We start from the raw sequence: 20,610 nt of genomic DNA on the forward strand, positions 1-20,610 counted from the left end.
GTTGTCATTGCCGCTGCGCATTCCCGTTCTCGCTCGCAAGACGCACAAGTGGCTCGGCCTGTTTGTCGGGCTGCAGGTGGTCATCTGGTCGCTGAGCGGCGTCTACATGACAATTGTCCACATCGACACGATCCATGGCGACCACTTCATACGCCATCAGGCTCCGGCAGGTGTGCAGCCGTCTCGGCTGAAGGACCCCTTGGCGCTCGCCAAAGGCGCGGACGGCATCCGGCTCGCGTGGGTTGCGGAGCGGCCGGTCTACGTGGTGACGAGTTCGACCGGCGAGCAGCTGTTTGATGCGAGGAGCGGGGAACGGTTGGGGCCGCCCAGCAAGGCGCGTATCCGGGCACTTGCACGTACGATCTACACCGGCGACGAGCCGATCGCCTCGGCCGCCCTGATCAGCGACCTCCCGGGAGAAGTCCGCGGGCGCAAGCCGCCGCTGTGGCGCGTTGAGTTCGCCCATTGGAACAAGCCGACGCTCTACCTGTCCCCGGCAACCGGCGAACTGGTGTCGCGCCGGCACGAGCTGTGGCGCATCTTCGATTTCGTCTGGATGCTCCACATCATGGATTATGACGAACGCGAAAACGTCAACAACCCGCTGCTCCGCGCCTTCACCTGGGGCGCGGTGGTGATGGCCCTTTCGGGCGCGTGGCTGCTGTTCTTCGCGTTTCCGAAAAAGAAGAAGAAGGCGCCGGTTCGCTCATGAGGATCAAGTCGATCTGGCTCCGCCGCATCCACAAGTGGGTCGGGCTTGCGATCGGGCTGCAATTCCTTCTGTGGGCGGTCAGCGGCGCTGCCATGGCGCTGCTCGACATGGAGGCCGTCGCCGGTGGGCAGAGCGCCCATGAACGGCCCGCTGCCCTGGTTGCCAGTCCCGGCGCCTGGCCGCGGGTCCAGCAGGCACTCGCCGGGCAGAAGATTACGGCGCTGTCGCTGCGGCCGCTGCCATGGGGGCAAATGCTGCAGGTCACGACGGCCCAGGGCGTGGCCTTGTTCGACCCCGCCGACGGACAGCGCGTGCCGATCGACCGCGCCAAAGCAACCGCCATCGCGCGTTCCGCGCACCCGGAGCGAGCGACCGTCACCAACGCTGTCGCCCTCCGCGATCTCCCGCTCGCGGTTCGCGGTCACGAACTGCCGATCTGGCAAATCGATTTCGCCGACGCCGGCCACAGCAGCTATTATGTCTCGGGCACGACCGGAGCGATCCTTGAACGGCGCAACGACAGCTGGCGCTGGTGGGACCTGTTCTGGATGCTCCACACGATGGACTATGCGGAGCGGACCAGCTTCAACCATCCGCTGATCGTGCTAGTTGGCATCGCCATGGCCTGGCTCGCGCTGACCGGGGTCTGGCTGCTCTTCCGGACCACCTGGCGCCACGATTTCGCCTGGGCGCGAAGAAGCCGGCGGCCCGCCCGTCATCCCTGATCGCGCCTCACTGCCTCCGCGATACCAGCGGAAAGCCCTCCCAAGGTGAACGGCTTGGCGAGAACCACCATCTGGTCCAGCTTCTGGCCGATCTCTTCCGTGTCGGCATAGCCGGTAATCAGCAGCGCAGGCAGGTCGGGTTGGCGTTCCCTGACGCGGCGGACCACTTCCATGCCGCTGAGATGCGGCATGGCATAATCGCTGATCACCAGCTCCAGCCGCCCGTTAGCGTCAGCCTGCTGCTCCAGCAGCTCCAAGGCCTCCACGCCGTTGCAGGCCTCGGTCACCTTGTGGCCGAGGTCGTGCAGCATGGCCGCCGTCATTGCCCGGACACCGGGATGATCATCCACCAGCAGAATACGGAGCGGACGTGTCGTGAGGACCGAGTCTGCCCGAACGCTGGTCAAGTCTGAGACGCCCTCGGCTCCAACCGCGCGGGGGAGGCAGATCGTTGCGCTGGTACCCTCGCCGGGCTTGCTGCTGAGCTGGAACGCCCCGCCCGACTGCCGGGCGAAGCCGTAGACCATGCTGAGGCCGAGCCCGGTGCCCTTGCCGACCTCCTTGGTCGTGAAGAATGGCTCTAGGACTTTCTCCAGGTTTTCCGGTGCGATCCCGCAGCCATGGTCAACCACCTCGAAGAAGACGTAGTCGCCGGCGGGCAGCTCCAGCGCGTTGCCTGCCGCCAGGCCCCGGTTCGCGGCAGTGATCCTGATCGTGCCGCCCTCGGGCATAGCATCTCGCGCATTGATGATGAGGTTCATCAAGGCGAGTTCCAGCTGCGCCGCATCGGCATAGGCCGGCCACGCGTCGTTGGGCACGCTCCAGTCGAGCTCGACCAGGCCGCCCAGCGTGTGCGCCAGCAGATTGTTCACCGCCTCGGCGAGTTCGCGTGGCGGGACCTTGCCCGGCTTGAGCTGCTGGCGTCGCGCAAATGCCAGCAGGCGGCCCACCAGGTCGGTGCCCTGCTCGGCCGCGTGTCGAGTCATCCCAAGAATCTTGCGGTGCTCGTCGGCCAGGTTCGCGCGCCGTTCGACCAGGCCGATGCCACCCAGCACCGCCGCCAGCAGATTGTTGAAGTCATGCGCGATGCCGCCGGTCAGCTTGCCGATCGCATCCATCTTCTGCGCCTGGACTAACTGGTTCTCCAGGCTCTTGCGATCGCTGACATCGGTCAGCGTGCCTGCGAACTCAAGGGCGACGCCGGCATCGTCCTTCAACAGCACCGCCTGATCGTGGAAGTGCTTGTAGGTGCCATCGGCGCAGCGCCAGCGATATTCGACCGACAGCCGGCCCGTCCGGTCCCGCTCGGCGACCGCGGCGAGGACTCGAGCGCGGTCCTCGTCGTGAAGCCGCTCGGCCCACAGCCGGGGGTTCTCGAGCACTTCGGCGAACCGGTACCCGGTCATCGCCTCAAAGCTGCCGCTGACGAAGTGCGGGCAACGCGTCTCGCAGGTCAGCGGCTCGAGATACAGGATGATCGGTAGCGACTGGATGATCGCCGCCTGGCGGCCTTGGGCGCGGCGCAGTTCGCGCTCCGCGCTCAGCCGTTCGGCGTTGGCCTGTAGCGCGGCATCGAGCAGCGCCTGTTCCTGGCGCGCCTTGCGCTCGATCTCCTTGGTCTTTGCGAACAGGTCGACGAACACCGCCACCTTCGACCGCAGGACCACGGCATCGACTGGCTTGAACACATAGTCCACGGCGCCCATTGCATAACCGCGCATCAGGTGCTCGGCTTCCTTGTTCACTGCCGACAGGAAGACGATTGGAATGCGCTTCGTCTGCTCGCGCTGGCGGATGACTTGGGCGGTTTCGTAACCGTCCATGCCGGGCATGTAGACGTCGAGCAAGATAACCGCGAACTCGCCTTTCAAGAGGTGCCGAAGAGCTTCCTCGCCGGAGCGTGCAACGACCACCTCGCCGACGTCCTCAAGTACCGTTTCAATCGCGAGCAAGTTGCGCTCATCGTCGTCGACGACCAGCACGCGGGGGCGCTCCACCGGCTGATCCAGCACCTCCGGGCGAACGACCGGCCCGGCCCGGAGCGGCACGTTCATTCCGCTGCCTCGGCCGAGCGCGATTCAGCGGTCGCGCGGGAGCGCGTCACCCACACGCGCAGGAGGGCGAGCAGGAGCTCGATATCCACCGGCTTGGCGATATAGTCGGAGGCACCCGCATCCAGGCACTTCTGCCGATCTTCCTTCATCGCCTTGGCTGTGACCGCAACAAGCGGCAGGTCGGCAAGGGAGGAGTTCTGCCGGATCTGGCCCATCGTCTCGTAACCGTCCATCTCCGGCATCATGATGTCGATGAGCGCGATATCGATGTCCGGGGTGGCTTCAAGGATGGCGATGCCGTCCCTGCCGCGCTCGGCATGGAGGACCTCGACATTGTAGCTTTCCAGCACGCTGGTCAGCGAGAAGATGTTGCGGATGTCGTCATCGACGATGAGCACCTTGGCGCCTGCAAGCTCCGGGATGTTCTGGTTGTCGCGCTCCGTTTCGCGGGATTTCTCAGCCGGCTTTGGCTTGTTCCTGGTCCTGGCGTTCTGCCCAACCTTGAGAAGGTTGGTGAACACTTTCTTGAGTTCGCGCTCATCGGCCGGCTTGGTCGATACGCCGAACGCCCCCAATGCGGCCGCGGCCGGAGCCTTGTCGGTCCCGGTGATCACATGCACTGGCAGGTGGGCCGTGTCCGGATCGTGCCGTAGCAGGTCGAGCAGCACCAGGCCGTCGATGTCGGCCAGGTTGAGGTCAAGCGTCAGCGCGGACGGCCTCAGTTTGCGCGCCATCTGCAGGGTTCCAGCCCCGGCGGTGGAAACAACTCCCTTCATCCCGACACTGCGCGCCGCTTCCAGCAGGATCGCGGCAAAGGTCGGGTCGTCCTCGATGATCAGCACAAACGGGGCCCGGCCAAGCTCGTCGCGATCGTCGGCAACTTCGAAGCCGGTCGGCAGCGCGGTCGGAACAACGGCCCCGCTGTTGTCGTAGCGCGCCGGAGTGCGGCTCACGCTCGGGGTCGAGGCCGGCTCGGCCGCGGCAACCTGAAGCGGGATGAAGAGGGTGAAGGTCGACCCCTCCCCGGGCTTGGAGCTGACCCGTAGCTCGCCGCCGAGAAGTCGCGCGATTTCACGGCTGATCGACAGGCCAAGACCGGTGCCGCCATACTTGCGGCTGGTGGTGCCGTCGGCCTGCTGGAACGCCTCGAAGATCAGCCGTTGCTTGTCCTCGGGGATGCCGATGCCGGTATCGGTGACGGAAATGGCGACGGCCTCGTCGCCGACCCGGAGTACCGGATGATTGCTGCTCCAGCCCTCCCGGACGGTGCTCACTCCAAGGGTCACGCTGCCTTCCGTGGTGAACTTGAAGGCGTTGGACAGCAGGTTGAGGATGATCTGCTGAAGCCTCTTCTCGTCCGTTCGGATTGCGTGGGGCAGGTTCGGTCTGAACTCCATGTTGAAGTCGAGACCCTTGTCGGCGGCAAGCTGACGGAAGGTCCGCTCCATATGCTGGCGAAGCGAGCTGATCGGCATGTCGCCAACCTCGATCGTGACCGTGCCCGACTCGATCTTGGACAGGTCGAGGATGTCGTTGATCAGGTTCAAGAGATCGGACCCGGCCGAGTGGATCGTCCGGGCGAAATCGACCTGCTTGTCGTTCAGGTTGCCCTGCTGGTTGTCGCTGAGCAGCTTCGACAGGATCAGCAGCGAGTTGAGCGGCGTGCGAAGCTCATGGCTCATGTTGGCCAGGAATTCCGACTTGTACTTGGAGGTAAGCGCCAACTGCTCGGCCTTTTCCTCCAGCGCGCCGCGCGCCATTTCGATCTCGAGGTTCTTGGCCTCCACCTGGCGCTTCTCATTCTCCAGCGCGACCGCCTTTTCCTGCAGTTCCTCGTTGGTGGCGTGCAGTTCCTCCTGCTTGGTCGTGAGTTCGGTCTGGCGGGCCTGAAGCTCGTGCGTCAGCCGCTGCGACTGGGTCAGCAGGCCTTCCGTGCGCATGGTGGCGGCGATCGTGTTCAGCACGATGCCAATCGACTCCATCAGCTGGTCGAGGAAGCTCTGGTGAGTCTCGTTGAATTCGCCGAACGAGGCGAGCTCGATTACCGCCTTGACCTCGTCCTCGAACAGCGCCGGCAGGATGGTAACGTTGGCCGGCTTGGCGTGACCCAGCCCCGATCCGATGCGCAGGAAGTCGGCCGGCGTATCCTTGAGCAGGATGGGTCGCTTGTCCGCCGCGGCCTGGCCGACCAGGCCTTCGCGCAGCTGGAATTCCTTTTTCAGCTCGTCCGGCTTCTCCGCGCCGTAGCTGGCGACCAGTTCGAGCTTGTTCTCGTCCTCCTCACGCTTGGTAACGTAGAACACGCCATATTGCGCGTTCACCAGTGGCGCGAGTTCGGACATGATGAGGTTGGACACGGTCGCGAGATCGCGTTCCCCCTGCAGCATCCGGCTGAACCGGGCGAGGTTGGTCTTGAGCCAGTCCTGCTCCGCATTCTTCAAGGTCTGTTCCTTGAGGTTGCGGATCATCTCGTTGATGTTGTCTTTGAGCGCCGCCATCTCGCCCGACGCTTCCACCGCGATCGAGCGGGTAAGGTCGCCCTTGGTCACCGCGGTCGCCACTTCGGCGATGGAGCGCACCTGGTTGGTGAGGTTCGCGGCGAGCTGGTTCACGTTGTCGGTCAGGTCGCGCCACAAGCCGGCGGCGCCCGGCACGCGGGCCTGGCCGCCAAGCCGGCCCTCGATGCCGACCTCGCGGGCCATGTTGGTCACCTGGTCGCCGAAGGTGGACAGCGTCTCGATCATGAAGTTGATCGTCTCGGCCAACGCCGCAATCTCGCCCTTGGCGTCCAGCGTCAGCGTACGGCGGAGGTTGCCTTGCGCCACCGCGGTCACGACGTCGGCGATGCCGCGAACCTGACTGGTCAGGTTGCCGGCCATCATGTTGACGTTGTCGGTGAGGTCCTTCCACGTTCCGGCGACGCCCGGCACCTGCGCCTGGCCACCGAGCTTGCCTTCGGTTCCGACTTCGCGCGCCACGCGAGTCACTTCGGAGGCGAAGCCGTTGAGCTGATCAACCATCACGTTGATCGTGTTCTTGAGCTCGAGAATCTCACCCTTCACGTCGACGGTGATCTTCTTCGACAGGTCGCCGCGAGCCACGGCGGTGGTCACGTCGGCGATGTTTCGCACCTGGCCGGTCAAATTGTCGGCCATCAGGTTCACATTGTCGGTGAGGTCCTTCCACGTCCCGCCGACGCCGCGGACCTGCGCCTGACCTCCGAGTTTGCCCTCGGTGCCGACTTCGCGCGCCACGCGCGTGACCTCGCTGGCGAACGAATTGAGCTGGTCCACCATGACGTTGATGGTGTTCTTGAGCTCGAGGATCTCGCCCTTCACGTCGACCGTGATCTTCTTGGACAAGTCGCCCGACGCCACCGCGGTCGTCACTTCGGCGATGTTGCGGACCTGACCGGTGAGGTTGGCGGCCATGGCGTTCACATTGTCGGTGAGGTCGGCCCAGGTTCCGCCGACGCCCGGCACCTGCGCCTGACCGCCCAGCTTGCCTTCCGTGCCGACCTCGCGCGCAACCCGGGTCACTTCGGACGCGAACGAGTTGAGCTGATCCACCATGACGTTGATGGTGTTCTTCAGCTCGAGAATTTCACCCTTCACGTCGACGGTGATCTTCTTGGACAAGTCGCCGCGGGCCACGGCGGTCGTAACTTCGGCGATGTTCCGCACCTGGCCGGTCAGGTTGCCGGCCATCAGGTTCACGCTGTCGGTAAGATCGGCCCACGTGCCCGCGACGCCTTCCACCTGCGCCTGGCCGCCCAGCTTGCCTTCCGAGCCCACTTCGCGCGCCACGCGGGTCACTTCCGACGCGAACGAGTTGAGCTGGTCCACCATGGTGTTGATGGTGTTCTTCAGCTCAAGGATTTCGCCGCGAACGTCGACGGTGATCTTCTTGGACAGATCGCCCTTCGCAACCGCGGTGGTCACCTCAGCGATGTTGCGGACCTGCCCGGTCAGGTTGCCGGCCATCAGATTCACGTTGTCGGTGAGGTCGGCCCAGGTTCCGCCGACGCCTTCCACCTGCGCCTGGCCGCCGAGCTTGCCTTCCGAGCCCACTTCGCGGGCAACGCGGGTCACTTCGCTCGCAAAGCTGTTGAGCTGGTCCACCATCGTGTTGATGGTGTCCTTGAGCTCGAGGATCTCGCCGCGCACGTCGACGGTGATCTTCTTTGACAGGTCCCCCTTCGCCACGGCGGTGGTCACCTCGGCGATGTTGCGGACCTGGCCGGTCAGGTTCGCCGCCATCAGGTTCACATTGTCGGTGAGGTCGGCCCAGGTGCCCGCAACCCCCGGCACCTGCGCCTGGCCGCCCAGCTTGCCTTCGGTGCCAACCTCGCGCGCAACGCGAGTCACTTCGGAGGCGAAGCCGTTGAGCTGATCCACCATCACGTTGATGGTGTTCTTCAGCTCCAGGATCTCGCCTTTCACGTCGACGGTGATCTTCTTGGACAAGTCGCCGCGTGCCACCGCGGTCGTCACTTCGGCGATGTTGCGCACCTGGCCGGTCAGGTTCTCGGCCATCGAGTTCACATTGTCGGTCAGGTCCTTCCAGGTTCCGCCGACGCCTTCCACCCTGGCCTGCCCACCCAGCTTGCCCTCGGTACCCACTTCGCGCGCCACGCGGGTGACCTCGCTGGCAAAGGCATTCAGCTGGTCCACCATGACGTTGATGGTGTTCTTGAGCTCCAGGATCTCGCCCTTCACCTCCACCGTGATCTTCTTGGACAGGTCGCCGCGGGCCACGGCGGTGGTCACCTCGGCAATGTTGCGGACCTGGCCGGTCAGGTTGGTGGCCATCGCGTTGACGTTGTCGGTCAGGTCCTTCCAGGTTCCGGCGACCCCCTTCACGTTGGCCTGGCCGCCCAGCTTGCCCTCGGTGCCCACTTCACGCGCCACGCGGGTGACTTCGGCCGCGAAGCTTGCGAGCTGCTCGACCATGGTATTCGTGACCTTGCCGATGCGCAGGAACTCACCCCGCAGCGGGCGACCGTCGATCTCCACAGCCATCGCCTGGGACAGGTCGCCCTTGGCGACTGCGCCAATGACCCGAGCGACCTCCGTGGTCGGCTGGACCATGTCCTCGATCAGCTCGTTCACCGCGCGCAGCTTGGTATCCCAGCCCCCGGTCGCACCGCGCACCCGGGCGCGCTGGTTGATGCGCCCCTCCTTGCCCACGACAAGCGACAGTCGCTCGAATTCCCGCGTGATGGCATCGTTGAGTGCGACAACCTCGTTAAAGGAGGCGGCAATCTCCGCGTCGACCCCGTCGCCGTCTTCCGGCAGCCGCACGGAGAAGTCGCCCCGCCGCAACGCCCGAAGCGCGGTGACCAGTTGCCGGCGGTCGAAGATGTCTTGGGGGACCTGTACGTTCACCTAAAAACTCCGGTGTCCAAGGTTGAAGCGGGCGATTGGAGCTGGCCAAGCTCGCGATAGCAAAGGAATCTTTCGCAGTGCTGAAGTGCCTCTGCCTGTGAGTAGGGCCTGGCGAGCATTTCGCAACCCTTCGCCGCTCGGCGGAAGCTCAGCTGACCGTTCCGTTGTCTAGGAAAGTTCACCCTAAAAGTTCAGCGCTTACCGCGCTGCTCTCGCCTTGCAGCAGACGCTCCAGCGCGGCGGCGAGGTCGTTCTGGCGGAAGGGCTTGGCGAGTTGCGGGAACTTGAGGCTGAGGTCACCACCGGCATAGCCTGTCACCACCAGGATCGGCATTCGCGGGTGCAGTGTCCGCACCCGCTCGGCAAGCTGAGCGCCGTTCATGCTAGGCATCATATAATCGGTGACGACGGCCTCGATGTTCCCATGGGCCCGAAGATGGCGGAGCGCTTGCTGACCACTGTCCGCCTCGTGCACCTCGTGCCCCATCTCGCGCAGCATTTCCGCCGTTCCGGCGCGTACCAGTTCCTCGTCATCGACCAGCAGGAGGGTCAGAGGTTCAAGGCTTCTCGGCGGCATCGGAGCAGCAACCGGCGCCGTTTCGGCCGCCTCTCCGGTGATCGGCATGTACAAGTCAGCGCGCGTACCTTGGCCTACCGTGCTGGTCAGCAGAAAGGCGCCGCCGAGCTGGGCCGCAAGGCCATGGACCATGGACAGGCCAAGGCCGGTCCCCTTGCCGACATCCTTGGTGGAATAAAAAGGCTCGATGGCTCGCGCCAGCGTTTCTTCGCTCATCCCGCAGCCCGTGTCGGTCACGGACAGCCTGACATACGCCCCGCGCGCAAGCTGCCCGGTGCTCTTCCCGATATTCGCCCGGTCCGCCGAGATGGTCAGCACACCGCCCTCCGGCATGGCGTCGCGCGCGTTGACCGTAAGGTTCAGGATGGCCAGTTCCAGCTGGTTGGGGTCGGTCAGGGCAGCGGGCAGGTCGGGATCCTGCCGGATCTGCAGCTGAATGCCTGGCCCGATCGAGCTCAGAACCAGATCGCGCATCCCCTCGACCAGCGCGGAAATGTCGACTGGCCTGGTCTGGAGCACCTGACGGCGGGCAAACCCCAGCAAGCGGCTGACCAGGATTCTCGCTCGCTCCGCCGATTGGAGCGCACCCTCCAGGAGCCGCGCCGTGCGAGCGTCCTCGTCGCCGTAGCGCCGGGCCAGCAGGTCAAGCGTCCCGGTGATCGGCGTCAGCAGGTTGTTGATGTCGTGCGCGACCCCTCCGGTGAGCTGACCGAGGGTTTCCAGCTTCTGCGCTTCGTGCAGCTGCGCGGTTGCCTCCTCCCGCTGGGCCACAGTTTCCGCCACACGCTGCTCCAAGGTTTCGTTGAGGTCGCGTAATTCCTGGTCGGCCCGGTTGCGGTCCGTGACGTCCTTGAACAACACGGCGACCTCGCGCCGGCTGGCGGGTTCGATCCGGAACGCGGCCAACTCGAGGTGGCGGCCAGTCTCGATGAGCTCACGCTCGAATCGTAGCGATTTGCCGGTGGTCAGCACTTCCCGATAGATCCCGGCCCAGCCATCGGCCTCAGCACTGGAAACGATCTCGCGCAACCGCTTGCCGACGATGTCCGGGATCCCGGCGTTCACGGCGTAAGCGGGGTTGGCTTCGACGTGAACGTAATCGCTGGCAGGTCCCTCGGGACCGTCCAGGAAGCGGATGACGCAGAAGCCTTCGTCCATGGTTTCGAACAACGTGCGGTAGCGGGCTTCGCTTTTGCGCAGATCCTCGAGGCGCGACCGTGCCTCATACTGGCGGCGCCGGGCCCGCAGCGCCGAGCGGGCCAGGCTGATCAGGGTCGTCGGGTGAAACGGCCGCTCCAGAAAGGTCACGTTCCCGAGCAGGTCGAGGTGCCGGGCTGCCGAAGGATTGCGCTCCAGTCCGCCGCCACGGCTGGTGAGCAGGATGAACGGCAGGTCCGACCATTCCTCCTGATCCTGGAGCCATGCCGACAGTGCGTGCAGATCCGCGGTAGCGATCGCTTCTTCCGTGAGAACCGCGAATGCCGCGCCCTCATCGAGCGCACGAATGAGGTCAGCCAGCGAAGCGCATTGGGTTGCCTCGATCCTCGCCTCCGCGAGCATGGCCGCCGCGATCGCGGCATCCCGCCCCCGAGGGGTGAGGACCAGCGCGCGTTCAGAAAGCGTGGTTGTCTTCTTCACGCGGTCTCGCGACCCAACAGGTCGGAGTTGCCGATCAGCTCGGGCACGCCGCGCAGGATGCCCTGAAACCCGACGAGAGGGCGACCGAGCGTAACCCCGCGCTCCCCGATCTGATACTCGCGAATGGTATCCTCGTGCGCGCCGGTGCGCTTCTTCACGACCGAAATCGCGCGGCGGACGCGGCCGACGGCTTCAAAGTAGCGCAGCAGGACAACCGTGTCGGCCAGGTAGGTGACATCCACCGGCGCCCTCATGTCGCCGACCAGGCCATGCTGCGCCACCGTCAGGAAGGTCGTTGCCCCCTGGCGGTTCAGATATTGCAGCAGCTCGTGCATGTGCAGCACCAGGGCATGCTCCCCTGGCATTGCCGCCTGGTAGCCGTTGAGGCTGTCGATCACTACTGTTCTGGCGCCATAAGTTTCGACGCAATGGCGGACACGGGAAGAGAATTCGCCGGGAGACAGCTCGGCCGCGTCGACCTGTTCGAGCACCAGACGCTTGGTCTCGACCATGGCTTCCAGATCGATGCCGAGCCCCTTCGCGCGTTCGATTAGCAGGCCAAGTTCCTCGTCGAACACGAACATCGCCGCGCGTTCGCCGCGGGCGATGGCACCGGCGATGAACGTCAGCGCCAGCAGCGACTTGCCGGTGCCAGCCGGCCCTAGAACCAGCACGCTCGATCCTCGCTCCACACCACCACCGAGCAGCGAGGTCAGTTCGGGCGACCCGGCTTCCACCTTTTCGCGAATGAAGCTCGACCGGTGCTCGGCCGAGACCAGGCGCGGAAAGATCTGCACTCCGCCAGTTTGAATCGCGAAGTCGTGATAACCACCCCGGTATCGGCGGCTCCGATACTTGATCACCCGCATTCGCCGCCGCTCCGCTCCATATTCGGGCGCAAGCTCTTCCAGTCGAAGCACGCCGTGTGCGACGGAATGCACCGTCTTGTCGTCGACCTCGGCGGTGAGGTCGTCCAGCATCAGCACGGTAGCACCACTCTTTGCGAAGTAATGTTTCAGCGCGAGGATCTGCCGCCGGTACCGCAGCGAACTCTGCGCGAGCAGGCGGATTTCCGACAAACTATCGAGGACGATGCGATCTGGCTTCAACTCCTCGAAAGCCTCGAAGATGCGCTTCGTGGTCTCACCAAGTTCAAGATCCGACGAGTAGAGCAGGCTTTGCTGCTGTTGCTCGTCGAGCAGGCTTTCGGGCGGGACGAGTTCGAAGATCTGAACGCCCTCGAGCGACCAGCCGTGCGAAGTGGATGTCGCACGCAGTTCGGCCTCGGTCTCCGACAGAGTGACGTACAGGCAGCGCTCGCCCCGAGCGGCCCCCTCCATCAGAAATTGAAGAGCGATCGTGGTCTTTCCGGTACCGGGGCTGCCTTCAAGCAGGTAGGTCCGGGCGCGCTGCAGGCCACCGCCGAGCACATCGTCCAGTCCCTTCGTGCCAGTAAGGGCCTCGTCGGACGCTGTGTGCTGCATTCAATCCTCCTGATGGTCGGCCAAGCGCCGGTGCCGGCGCGGCGGGTAGCATAAGCTCTCATGGGCACCAACGCCGCCGATGGCTGCGCCGGCTATTGCGGCACATCCTCACGGGGCGAGGCTCGAGTGCCTTCCGGAATCGCATCGATCTCGTCGGCGTCGTTGGTCGAGAGCTGTTGGTCCAGCCGCTGCGACTTGTTCCGGAGCTCCCGTTCCGTGTCGTCGAACTGCTCGTTGAACGACCGCTGCTCGCCGCAGCCGGCCGCAGCCACCAGGATCAGCAGCGCAAGGCCCGCGCGCATCAATAGGTTTTCCGATAGCGCACGTTGACGTTGGTGCTGTTGGACCCGCCGGCCTGGCTGAGGATCGACAGGCTGCGGCTGAGCGCCACTTCCAGCTGGGTCGCGGTGAAGCCGCGCGCGTCGGTCACGACCTCCAGGTAGATGTCGTCGGTCAGATACTTGCCCGCCGCGAGCGCCGTGCCGCGGCCGCTGGTGTCGTCCGGACCCAGGATCCGCAAGCGGTCGATGCCCGCCACCTGCCGGAGCTTGCCGAGGGGATTGAGCCCGCCGCCGGAGCTCCGCAGCGTGTTCAGCGACGCCGCCAGCTGCACCGCCTGGATCGCGGACAGTTGACCGACCGAATTGCCGAACAGGATGCGCGAGACGATCTCGTCCTGTGGAAGGCCTGGCGAGCTGGAGAAACTGACTCGCGGATCGGTCACGGAGCCGGAGACATTCACCCTGACCTCCACGTCGTCGATCGTCTCCTCCGCGCGGAGGGCGACCGTTGCGTCGTCCGTGCCTCCGCCGGCGAAGCGGACGCGACCCTCCCGCAAGGCGAACGAGCGGCCCGCGAAGCCAAGCGTGCCCCGCACCAGATCGATCGATCCCCCAATGCGCGGATTCTGGCTGCTGCCGCTCACGGCAAGGTCGGCCCGCCATTCGGATTCCAGCCCCATTCCAGTGACGGACAGCTGGCCGGGCGCAACGATGCGGAGGTCGAGCTGAACGTCGCTGAAGCCGGCACTGGTCGGCGGCGGAGCGTCGCCGGTGATCCGCGGGCGGCCGCGCGGCGGCCTGAATCGGACTCCGGTCAGCTCGGGTACCTGCGCCGCGCCCTGACGGACGATCTGGTAGCGCGTCGCGGGCAAGCGCACCGTGCCGGTCAGTACCGGCTTCTCGTTCGCCGCCTTGACCAGCCGGACGTTGCCGCTGGCGGTCACCCGCAGCGCGTCGCTGTTGGCGAGGCGGGCATTGTTGAGCGCCAGGTCGAAATTGGCGGGATAGCCGCTGGCCGCGGCGAGGCTGACGTAGCCGGTGCCGGTCACCGATCCGGTGCCTGCCTGGGCAGTCAACTGGTCGATCTGCAGCCGCTCGCCGGTGAAGCGGCCCTGCAGCGCCAGATTGGTTAGCCGGGTGCCGTAGGTCGCATTGGCATAGGTCAGGTTGCGGCCGCGAACGACGCCTTGCAACGACGGGCGCTCCACCCTGCCGCCGAAGTCGGCCGCGACTCCGAGCGGGCCGGCAAGACTCTGATCGGCAAGGCCGGCCAGGGAGAAGAGCGCATCCGCCGGACCGATGTAGCGGATGCCGCCCTGCAGCGGCGCTCGGGCGATGCGCTGGGTCCAGCTGCCGCCGCCTGTCGGCTGCACCGCCGCCTGCACGCGGCCCACCACCGTTCCGCGGATGCGCATGACGGCGCGCAGGTCGCCGGCACCGGGTACCAGCCTGGCGACCAGATTCACGTCCAGCGGCCGGCTGATCGACGCGGCGGTGGTGCGGGTGAAGTTGCGGATCGCAAGACTGGCGTCGAGGCGCGGAAAGGCGCCGCCCACCTGGACGAAGTCGACGCTTCCGGTCGCCCGCCCGCCGATCCCGAGCCCGGGCGCGAAAACGTCGAGCAGCGCCATGTCGAGGCTGTCGATCCGGCTCTGCAGGCGCAGCTCGCGCCCGTAGCTTCCCGACAGCCGCATGCTGCCGCGGTCGAACAGCAGGCGGGTCGGCAGCAGCTCGTAGGTGCCGGCTCGGGGAACGATCCGCGCCGGGCTGTCGGTGCGCACGTCGACGCCGTTGATCCGTCCCTTGAGCGCCGCCCGCCACAGGCCCGGTTGAAGCTCGCTGTTGAAGGCCATCCGGAACGGCACGCCCGACGTGCCTTCGGCAAGGCCCCGCGCGAAGCCCCGCCCGCCCCGGTAGTTGACGACCGTCCGCAGCGCCGCAATGTCGGTCGTTCCGAACCGCGCCTGCGCCAATTGGGCGTCGGCGATCACTTCCGGCTGGTCGTACAGCGTGATCCGCGCATCGACGATCGCCGCGCCGACCGCGACGTTGACCGGGTCCGGCAGCACGGCATTGCGCGCTCGCAGGTTGACCAGCGCCTGCTGATAGCGGCCCGCCGCGGCGAGCCGGACCACTCCGTCAAGACCCTCCCCGCGCGCGTCCAGCCGGCCGGCGAACGGCCCTGCCGTGGTCTGCCGCACCCGGCCACGCACCGTGACCCCGGCCAGAGTCGCGCGGCGGATGTCGAGCGTCAGCGGCCCGGCGGCAGTCTGCACCGCGACATCGGCCGTGAAGTCGCCAAAGTCACTGCGTCCCCGCGCCAGCACCTGATAGGCGTTGCCGACGCTGCGGATTTGGGCGGTGAGGCCCGCGATCCCCAGGCCAAAGCCGGGCCGGGCGGCGGTGACGATCGCCCGTGGTCTGGCGACGGTGCCCGCGACCTGGACGCCGACCGGACCATATTGCCGCGACACCCCGCTGGCGCGAAGATCGATGCGCCCGTCCGCGAATAGCTGCCGCGGCCATCCGTCACGCGCAACTGAGGGGCGTTGAGGCGCAGCCGCGAAAAGCGGATCACACCGTCGGCGCCGTAGGCGACATCGCTCGACGCGACCAGATTGCCGCCGAGGAAGCTGCGCACGCCTTCGTTGAACAGGCGGGTGGATTGCGCCCGCACTCGCCCGACCAGGGTGAACCCGCCGTTCGCCAGCGTTTTGACGTCGGCCTGCGTATCGATGTTGAAGATGCCGACGCTGTCGATGCGATAATCGTTGACGCGGCCTTCCAGCGCTCCGGTGTAGAGGCCGCTTGTCACGTCGGCGAGGATGATCGCCTTGGTGTCGATGCGGTCGGATCGCAGCCGCAGGTTGTCCGACACGATGCGCGGCCAGCTTACCGCAAGATCGCCGTCGAGCCGGACATTGGTGATGGTTCCGCCGGCGGCCACGTCCAGCCCGGTGATCGCTCGGGCGCGGGCGGCGACCGGCACCACCAGATGATCGCGACCGAACTTGGCCATGCCCCGGGCGTCGAGCCCCTGCAGGCCCATGTCATTGAACGCGAGCGTAGTCGCGGTCACCCGATAGTCGACCGTTGGCCGCCGCAGCGCCCCGTTCAGCGTCGCCACGACCCGCAGATCGCGGCCAGCGAGATTGGGCGCGAGCACCTGCGGCTTCAGCAAAGCGAAATTCAGCCGCAGGTCGTCGAAGCGGTCGCGGCCAAGGTCGGCGATACCGTTACCGACCAGGGTGAAAGCGTCGCTCGACAGGCGCGCGCTGAGGTCGGCCCGACGATTCTCCCACGTCGATTGAACCGCAACCGTCGTGATCGGCCCCAGCAGCGCCGCGGTGGGGCCTTCCACCAGGCGCGCCACGCGGGTCGGCCCGCGCACTCCGAAGGTCCCGTCGCGGGCGCTCAGCGCCAGCCGGGCGAACGGCGCGTTGTCGAGGTCGGCCAGCAGCAGCCCGTCCCACCGCTTCCAGTCACCGGCCCCCTGCAACCGCAAGCGCAGCGGCGCCGACAGGCCGGCGAGTTTGGCCACCACGCCGTTCGCCGGAGCGTTCAGGAAAGCGCTCAGAGCCAGCCTGTTGCGCTCCGGCACCGCGTCGAGGCGAAGCACCAGCCGGTCGCCGCCGGCGCGCCCTTCCCCGCCGATCGCGGCAGCTTCCAGGGCCACTTGTGCGCGGCGGTCGGCAATGCGCGCCCGTCCGTCGACGAACGCCACCCGGCGCTCGCCGGTGACCGGCCGCTCGATGATCAAGCGATCGATCTTCATGCGGCCGATCGAGATGTCGAGGTCGGGCAGCAGCGGTGCATCGCTCGGCGGTGCGGCGCGGAAGTCGGGCAGCCGCGCCAGAGTCGCGGTCGGTGCATGGAGGCTGCGAATGTCGACGTGGTTGTTGAGGTAATCCAACGGACGCCAGTCCAACCGCACCAACGGGCTCGAGAAGAACACGCCCCTGGGATCCGACAGGCTCAGCCGGTGGATGGTCATGCGGCCGTACAGCGACCCGTCGATCCGGCCGACGCCGATCTTCATGCCATTGGCAAACTCCAGCCCCGCGATCCGCTCGGCGACGAAGCGGCGACCCGGGTCGGTGTTGATGCCGACCACCGCCAGGCCGGCCAACAGGGCGAGGCCGACAATGAGCCCCAGCAACCATTTGGCGACCCGCGCCGGCCAGTTCACCTGGCGGCAAACGACAACCGTTCGTTCCTCGCGCTCGGGGAGCGCTCCGGGCTGACCGGCCATCTCGTTCATCTAGAAGGCCTGGCCAATTGAGACGTATATGTTGAAGCGGCTCTCGCCTTGCTTGCGCCCAAGCGGCGTCGCAACGTCCACTCGCAGCGGGCCGAAGTTGGTGTGATAGCGCCCGCCAATCCCGGCTCCGGTGCGGAGCCCGCGGAAATCCGGCACCCGCTGCTCATAGACCTGGCCCATATCGACGAAGCCGACCACGCCGAAGTCGCCGAACCGATAGCGCACTTCGGCGGCGGCCTCGGTCAGGCTCAACCCGCCAATCGGCCGCCCGCCAGGGTCCTTGGGCCCGAGCTCCTGGAAGCCGAAGCCGCGCACCGATCCGCCTCCGCCAGCGTAGAAGCGGCGGGACGGTGCAAGCTCGAACCGGTCAATGCCCAGCGTGGTCCCGACCCGCGCCCGGCCGGCGAGCACGACGCTCTTGCCCACCGGGTAATACGCGCTGCCGTCCAACTGGCTGCGCAGGTAGGGTCGAAAGCCGTCGCTCAGCGCCCCTTCCGGCTGAGCCAGTATCTGCGCTCGAAAGCCCTTGGTCGGGTCGAGCAGGCTGTCGGTCTTGTCGAGCCCAAGCTGCCCGCTGAGCCCACCAATCAGGAACTTGCGTTTGTCGCGTTCGCCGAGCGCGAAGTTGAAATCCTCTTCGACCGTGCCGAGCACTTCCGCGCCCAGTCCCCAGGTCAGCGTCTTTCGCCAGATCGGCGTGCTGTCGTAGCTCAGCCGGACGAACAGCCTGCCAGTCAGCGCGTCGAACGCGTCGTAGCGGCTGCGCAGCGCCTCGACCCCGGCCTGGAACGTGCGGTCCCGCTTGCCCGCGTTGGACCGGCGGAAGACCAGGCTCGCGCCCTGCTCCTCGGTGCCGGCAAGGGCGCTCGCCACCAGCGCACCTTCTGGCCGGAACAGGTTGCGGTGGGTCCAGCTGCCCTCCACCCGCAGGCCCTGTCCGGTTCCGTAGCCGGCGCCTGCGGCCAGGGTCCGCGGCGGCCCCGCATCCTGGGTAACCAGCATTGTCACCGTCTCGGTGCCGTCCGGATTGACCTGCCCGGTGCGCTCCGGCTCAACCCCCACCGTGGAGAACAGGCCGGTCCCAACCAGTGCCTGGCGGAGGTCGTCGACGTCGCGGCTGTCGTACAGCTCGCCCCGGTCGAAGCGCGCCAGCACTTCCACATGCCTGGCGCCGAACGCCAGCTCGCCGGCAGTGCGAAACCCGCCGAAGCGCGCCCGCGGCCCGAGCGTCACCGGCAGCGTGTAGTCGCCAAAATGTGTTTCAGGGTCGAGCAGGACGTCTCGCTGGCCGACCGCGGCGAACGGATAGCCTTCCTGCGGCAGGACCACCGCGACGTTCGCCTCCGCGCCCTGGATACGTTGCGCAACGATCGGCTCGCCGACCTGCAGCGCCAGATTCTTGTCGATCAGGCCGGCCGGTACCGTGCCGTCCGCCTGCACGGCGATGCTGCCAAACTTGTAGCGCTCGCCCGCCGATACCAGCAGCAGGGCGTTGACCGGCTGGCCGTCCGCTGCCGGGGATCGGTCGATGCGGGTGTCGATCTTGGCGTCGTACCACCCCTCTGACTGGAGAATCCGCTGGATGAGCTTGCTGTCTTCGGTCAGCCGGGCCGACAGCATCGCCTCATTGGCAGCCTTGCCCCCGCCGGCGCGAAGGGCAGACAGAGCCTGGAACTGGCGGACCAGGTCGGCTTCGGTCGCGCCGTCAGCCCCCTCCAGTCCTTCGATCCGCATGACGTAGTGCAATTCCGCCACCGCCTCGGCCGGGTCGGGCTGCGCGAGTTCCACTTCCCGCACGTCGAACTGGTTGAGCGGCGGCAGCGGCTGGACCAGTTCGGGATCGGCGGTCGGGGCCACCTCTCCGGGGCGGGCCTCCACCGCCCGGAGCCGCGCCTCGAACTCGGCCACGCTCTCCAGCGGCTGAGAAAGGGCAGGATCGTCCGCACCGATCGGCGGGGCCTCACGCTCGAGTTCGTCCTGGCAGACGATCGGCTCCACCGCCTGAAGGTCGGCCCCCGCCGGCGGCGGCGGCGCGACGGTGGAAGCTTCGGGAGGACAGGCGGGCCGCTCGTGCGATACCATCACCTGCGCTTGCGCCGCCCCGGGGCCGAGCACGGTGATCGCGGCGGCGGCCGCACGGGCCAGCAGACACGTTCGCAACATTCGTCCACCAAGCGATTGCAAAAGAAGCTCTTTCATGGCCGTGCAACCAGCGCCCTTGCCGGAGGCGAGCCGCCAAGTCACCCATCAATGCGGCTCGTCAGCCCATTGCCTGCCGCACTGTAGTTCGTTGAACACAGCCAAGCGCTTGAACATGAACGCCTTTTAAGAAGTGCGCTTGTTAGAAAGGGTGGTGCCCCGCAGGAGACAAAACCGGGCACTCAAATCATTGGAGAATTTCACTGCCCCGTGGGGGTAAGTAGTCTTTCCCACAGTTGCGTGCTGAGGAACCATCGCCTGCTGCGGACGCTCGTTCTTGTGAGCAATGTTCCTTTTAATAGCGCCGAAGGCGCTCCAGCTGTTGATTTGCTTCAACTGACCCCTGCCGCTCCGAGGCAATCAAGAGGCTAATTGCCTTCCGCCTGTCAGGTCGGACCCCGCGCCCGATAAGATACATTCTGGCAAGCCGCACCTTCGCCTCTGTAAGACCAGGCAGATCTGGCCCCGTCCTAACCGGAAGGACGCGTCCCGCCTTTTCCTTACCGATGGGCGGGGAGTAGACGTAAGTTGTGCCGGAACTCGAACTCGCAGCCGCCTTGTAGAGCTGGACAGCGCGACGCAGATCCTGATCCGAGGCTGCCCGCTCGTCTAGGAAAATGCCCATCTGAAGCTGAGCATGCTTGTCACCGGCCGCGGCGCGGCAGTGAAGCGAAAGGGGCGCAGGCGCACACTGCTGGGGAATGTGCGCACAGGCGGTCGAAAAAAGCATAATTGCGGCAGCTAGCGACAGCCGCCCACGTTGCATCATCATGCTGCCTTAGAGCCGGATGGACCCAAGGTAATCTTGTCCTTGCGCCCAGTTGCAGGATCGGTCCGGTGCAGGCTGAAACGCTTGCCGGCGAACGGTCCTTGCATGAGATCAGCGAGCATGATCTCGGCAAGCTTGTTTTCGGCTGTCGCGAATGGCGCGATCAGCTCAAGGAGCCAGAGCCGATCTCCGGACTTCCACTCCTCAGCACTCAGCCTCTCGCCGGCTTCAACCTTTTCCTCGGCTGCAGGCGAGAGCCATCCCCACAGCGCGACGCCAAGCGGCATCTGCTCCAGGCCCTCCCGAGTGACGCCGGGAAGCAGATCCTCCGGTTTGGCGTCTTCCAATCCAGGAAGCGGACCGAAGCTGAAGATGCGAAACTGCTCATGCACCAACGCCGGCATCACGGACCACTCAAGGTCGGAGATCTTCAGGTGTTTATGGGCGGGTGACTGGGTAAAAAGCCAAGTCACTTGTCCCAAAGCTTCGGCAATCGTCTTCGGTGTGCCAGACGCGTTCATGT

General features: G+C 66.0%; 12 protein-coding genes. 2 read left to right on the forward strand and 10 right to left on the reverse strand.

Annotation, left to right across the window (positions count from 1 at the left end; all coding sequences use genetic code 11):
- Positions 1-7: 7 nt before the first annotated feature.
- Together ACFQPG_RS00790 and ACFQPG_RS00795 are read left to right on the forward strand one after the other, a co-directional pair.
- Positions 8-712, forward strand: coding sequence for a PepSY domain-containing protein (locus ACFQPG_RS00790; protein WP_380809461.1), 705 nt, complete (start codon positions 8-10; stop codon positions 710-712).
- A complete protein-coding gene (locus ACFQPG_RS00795) occupies positions 709-1,437 on the forward strand; it encodes a PepSY domain-containing protein (RefSeq protein ID WP_380809463.1) in 729 nt (242 codons plus the stop codon). The genes ACFQPG_RS00790 and ACFQPG_RS00795 overlap by 4 nt, the downstream gene beginning before the upstream one ends.
- On the opposite strand, the gene ACFQPG_RS00800 is transcribed toward ACFQPG_RS00795, so the two are convergent.
- The 10 genes from ACFQPG_RS00800 to ACFQPG_RS00845 all read right to left on the reverse strand — a co-directional run bounded on the left by ACFQPG_RS00800 (position 1,428) and on the right by ACFQPG_RS00845 (position 20,608).
- The gene (locus ACFQPG_RS00800) at positions 1,428-3,491 is read right to left on the reverse strand and encodes a response regulator (RefSeq protein ID WP_380809464.1); all 2,064 of its coding nucleotides are present in this window, start codon (positions 3,489-3,491) and stop codon (positions 1,428-1,430) included. The genes ACFQPG_RS00795 and ACFQPG_RS00800 overlap by 10 nt on opposite strands.
- On the reverse strand, positions 3,488-8,878 hold the full coding sequence (locus tag ACFQPG_RS00805) for a HAMP domain-containing protein (RefSeq protein ID WP_380809466.1): 5,391 nt from the start codon (positions 8,876-8,878) through the stop codon (positions 3,488-3,490). The genes ACFQPG_RS00800 and ACFQPG_RS00805 overlap by 4 nt, the downstream gene beginning before the upstream one ends.
- A gap of 178 nt (positions 8,879-9,056) precedes the next feature.
- Entirely contained in the window at positions 9,057-11,093 is a 2,037-nt protein-coding gene (locus ACFQPG_RS00810; protein WP_380809468.1) for a response regulator, read from the reverse strand.
- On the reverse strand, positions 11,090-12,577 hold the full coding sequence (locus ACFQPG_RS00815) for an ATPase domain-containing protein (RefSeq protein WP_380809470.1): 1,488 nt from the start codon (positions 12,575-12,577) through the stop codon (positions 11,090-11,092). The genes ACFQPG_RS00810 and ACFQPG_RS00815 overlap by 4 nt, the downstream gene beginning before the upstream one ends.
- Positions 12,578-12,669: 92 nt before the next feature.
- A complete protein-coding gene (locus ACFQPG_RS00820; RefSeq protein ID WP_380809471.1) occupies positions 12,670-12,879 on the reverse strand; it encodes a hypothetical protein in 210 nt (69 codons plus the stop codon).
- Positions 12,879-14,711 (reverse strand): translocation/assembly module TamB domain-containing protein, encoded by a 1,833-nt coding sequence (locus tag ACFQPG_RS00825; protein ID WP_380811659.1) that lies wholly within the window; start codon positions 14,709-14,711, stop codon positions 12,879-12,881. The genes ACFQPG_RS00820 and ACFQPG_RS00825 overlap by 1 nt, the downstream gene beginning before the upstream one ends.
- A gap of 398 nt (positions 14,712-15,109) precedes the next feature.
- Positions 15,110-17,119: a hypothetical protein gene (locus ACFQPG_RS00830; protein ID WP_380809473.1), complete on the reverse strand. Its 2,010-nt coding sequence runs from the start codon at positions 17,117-17,119 to the stop codon at positions 15,110-15,112.
- Complete coding sequence (locus tag ACFQPG_RS00835; RefSeq protein WP_380809475.1) at positions 17,120-19,282, reverse strand: BamA/TamA family outer membrane protein; 2,163 nt, start codon at positions 19,280-19,282, stop codon at positions 17,120-17,122.
- A gap of 331 nt (positions 19,283-19,613) precedes the next feature.
- Positions 19,614-20,090, reverse strand: coding sequence for a hypothetical protein (locus ACFQPG_RS00840; protein WP_380809477.1), 477 nt, complete (start codon positions 20,088-20,090; stop codon positions 19,614-19,616).
- Positions 20,087-20,608: a toxin-activating lysine-acyltransferase gene (locus tag ACFQPG_RS00845; protein ID WP_380809478.1), complete on the reverse strand. Its 522-nt coding sequence runs from the start codon at positions 20,606-20,608 to the stop codon at positions 20,087-20,089. Before ACFQPG_RS00845 ends, ACFQPG_RS00840 begins: the two co-directional genes overlap by 4 nt.
- Positions 20,609-20,610 lie beyond the last annotated feature (2 nt).

Source organism: Sphingomonas sp. GCM10030256, assembly GCF_042666415.1.
GTDB lineage: Bacteria > Pseudomonadota > Alphaproteobacteria > Sphingomonadales > Sphingomonadaceae > Sphingomicrobium.

Coding starts and splice junctions, on each gene's coding strand:
- ACFQPG_RS00795 (WP_380809463.1), top strand. CDS start 709: ATGAGGATCAAGTCGATCTGGCTCCGCCGCATCCACAAGTGGGTCGGG.
- ACFQPG_RS00800 (WP_380809464.1), bottom strand. CDS start 3,491: ATGAACGTGCCGCTCCGGGCCGGGCCGGTCGTTCGCCCGGAGGTGCTG.
- ACFQPG_RS00815 (WP_380809470.1), bottom strand. CDS start 12,577: ATGCAGCACACAGCGTCCGACGAGGCCCTTACTGGCACGAAGGGACTG.
- ACFQPG_RS00820 (WP_380809471.1), bottom strand. CDS start 12,879: ATGCGCGCGGGCCTTGCGCTGCTGATCCTGGTGGCTGCGGCCGGCTGC.
- ACFQPG_RS00825 (WP_380811659.1), bottom strand. CDS start 14,711: ATGGCCTTCAACAGCGAGCTTCAACCGGGCCTGTGGCGGGCGGCGCTC.
- ACFQPG_RS00830 (WP_380809473.1), bottom strand. CDS start 17,119: ATGAACGAGATGGCCGGTCAGCCCGGAGCGCTCCCCGAGCGCGAGGAA.
- ACFQPG_RS00835 (WP_380809475.1), bottom strand. CDS start 19,282: ATGTTGCGAACGTGTCTGCTGGCCCGTGCGGCCGCCGCCGCGATCACC.
- ACFQPG_RS00840 (WP_380809477.1), bottom strand. CDS start 20,090: ATGATGATGCAACGTGGGCGGCTGTCGCTAGCTGCCGCAATTATGCTT.
- ACFQPG_RS00845 (WP_380809478.1), bottom strand. CDS start 20,608: ATGAACGCGTCTGGCACACCGAAGACGATTGCCGAAGCTTTGGGACAA.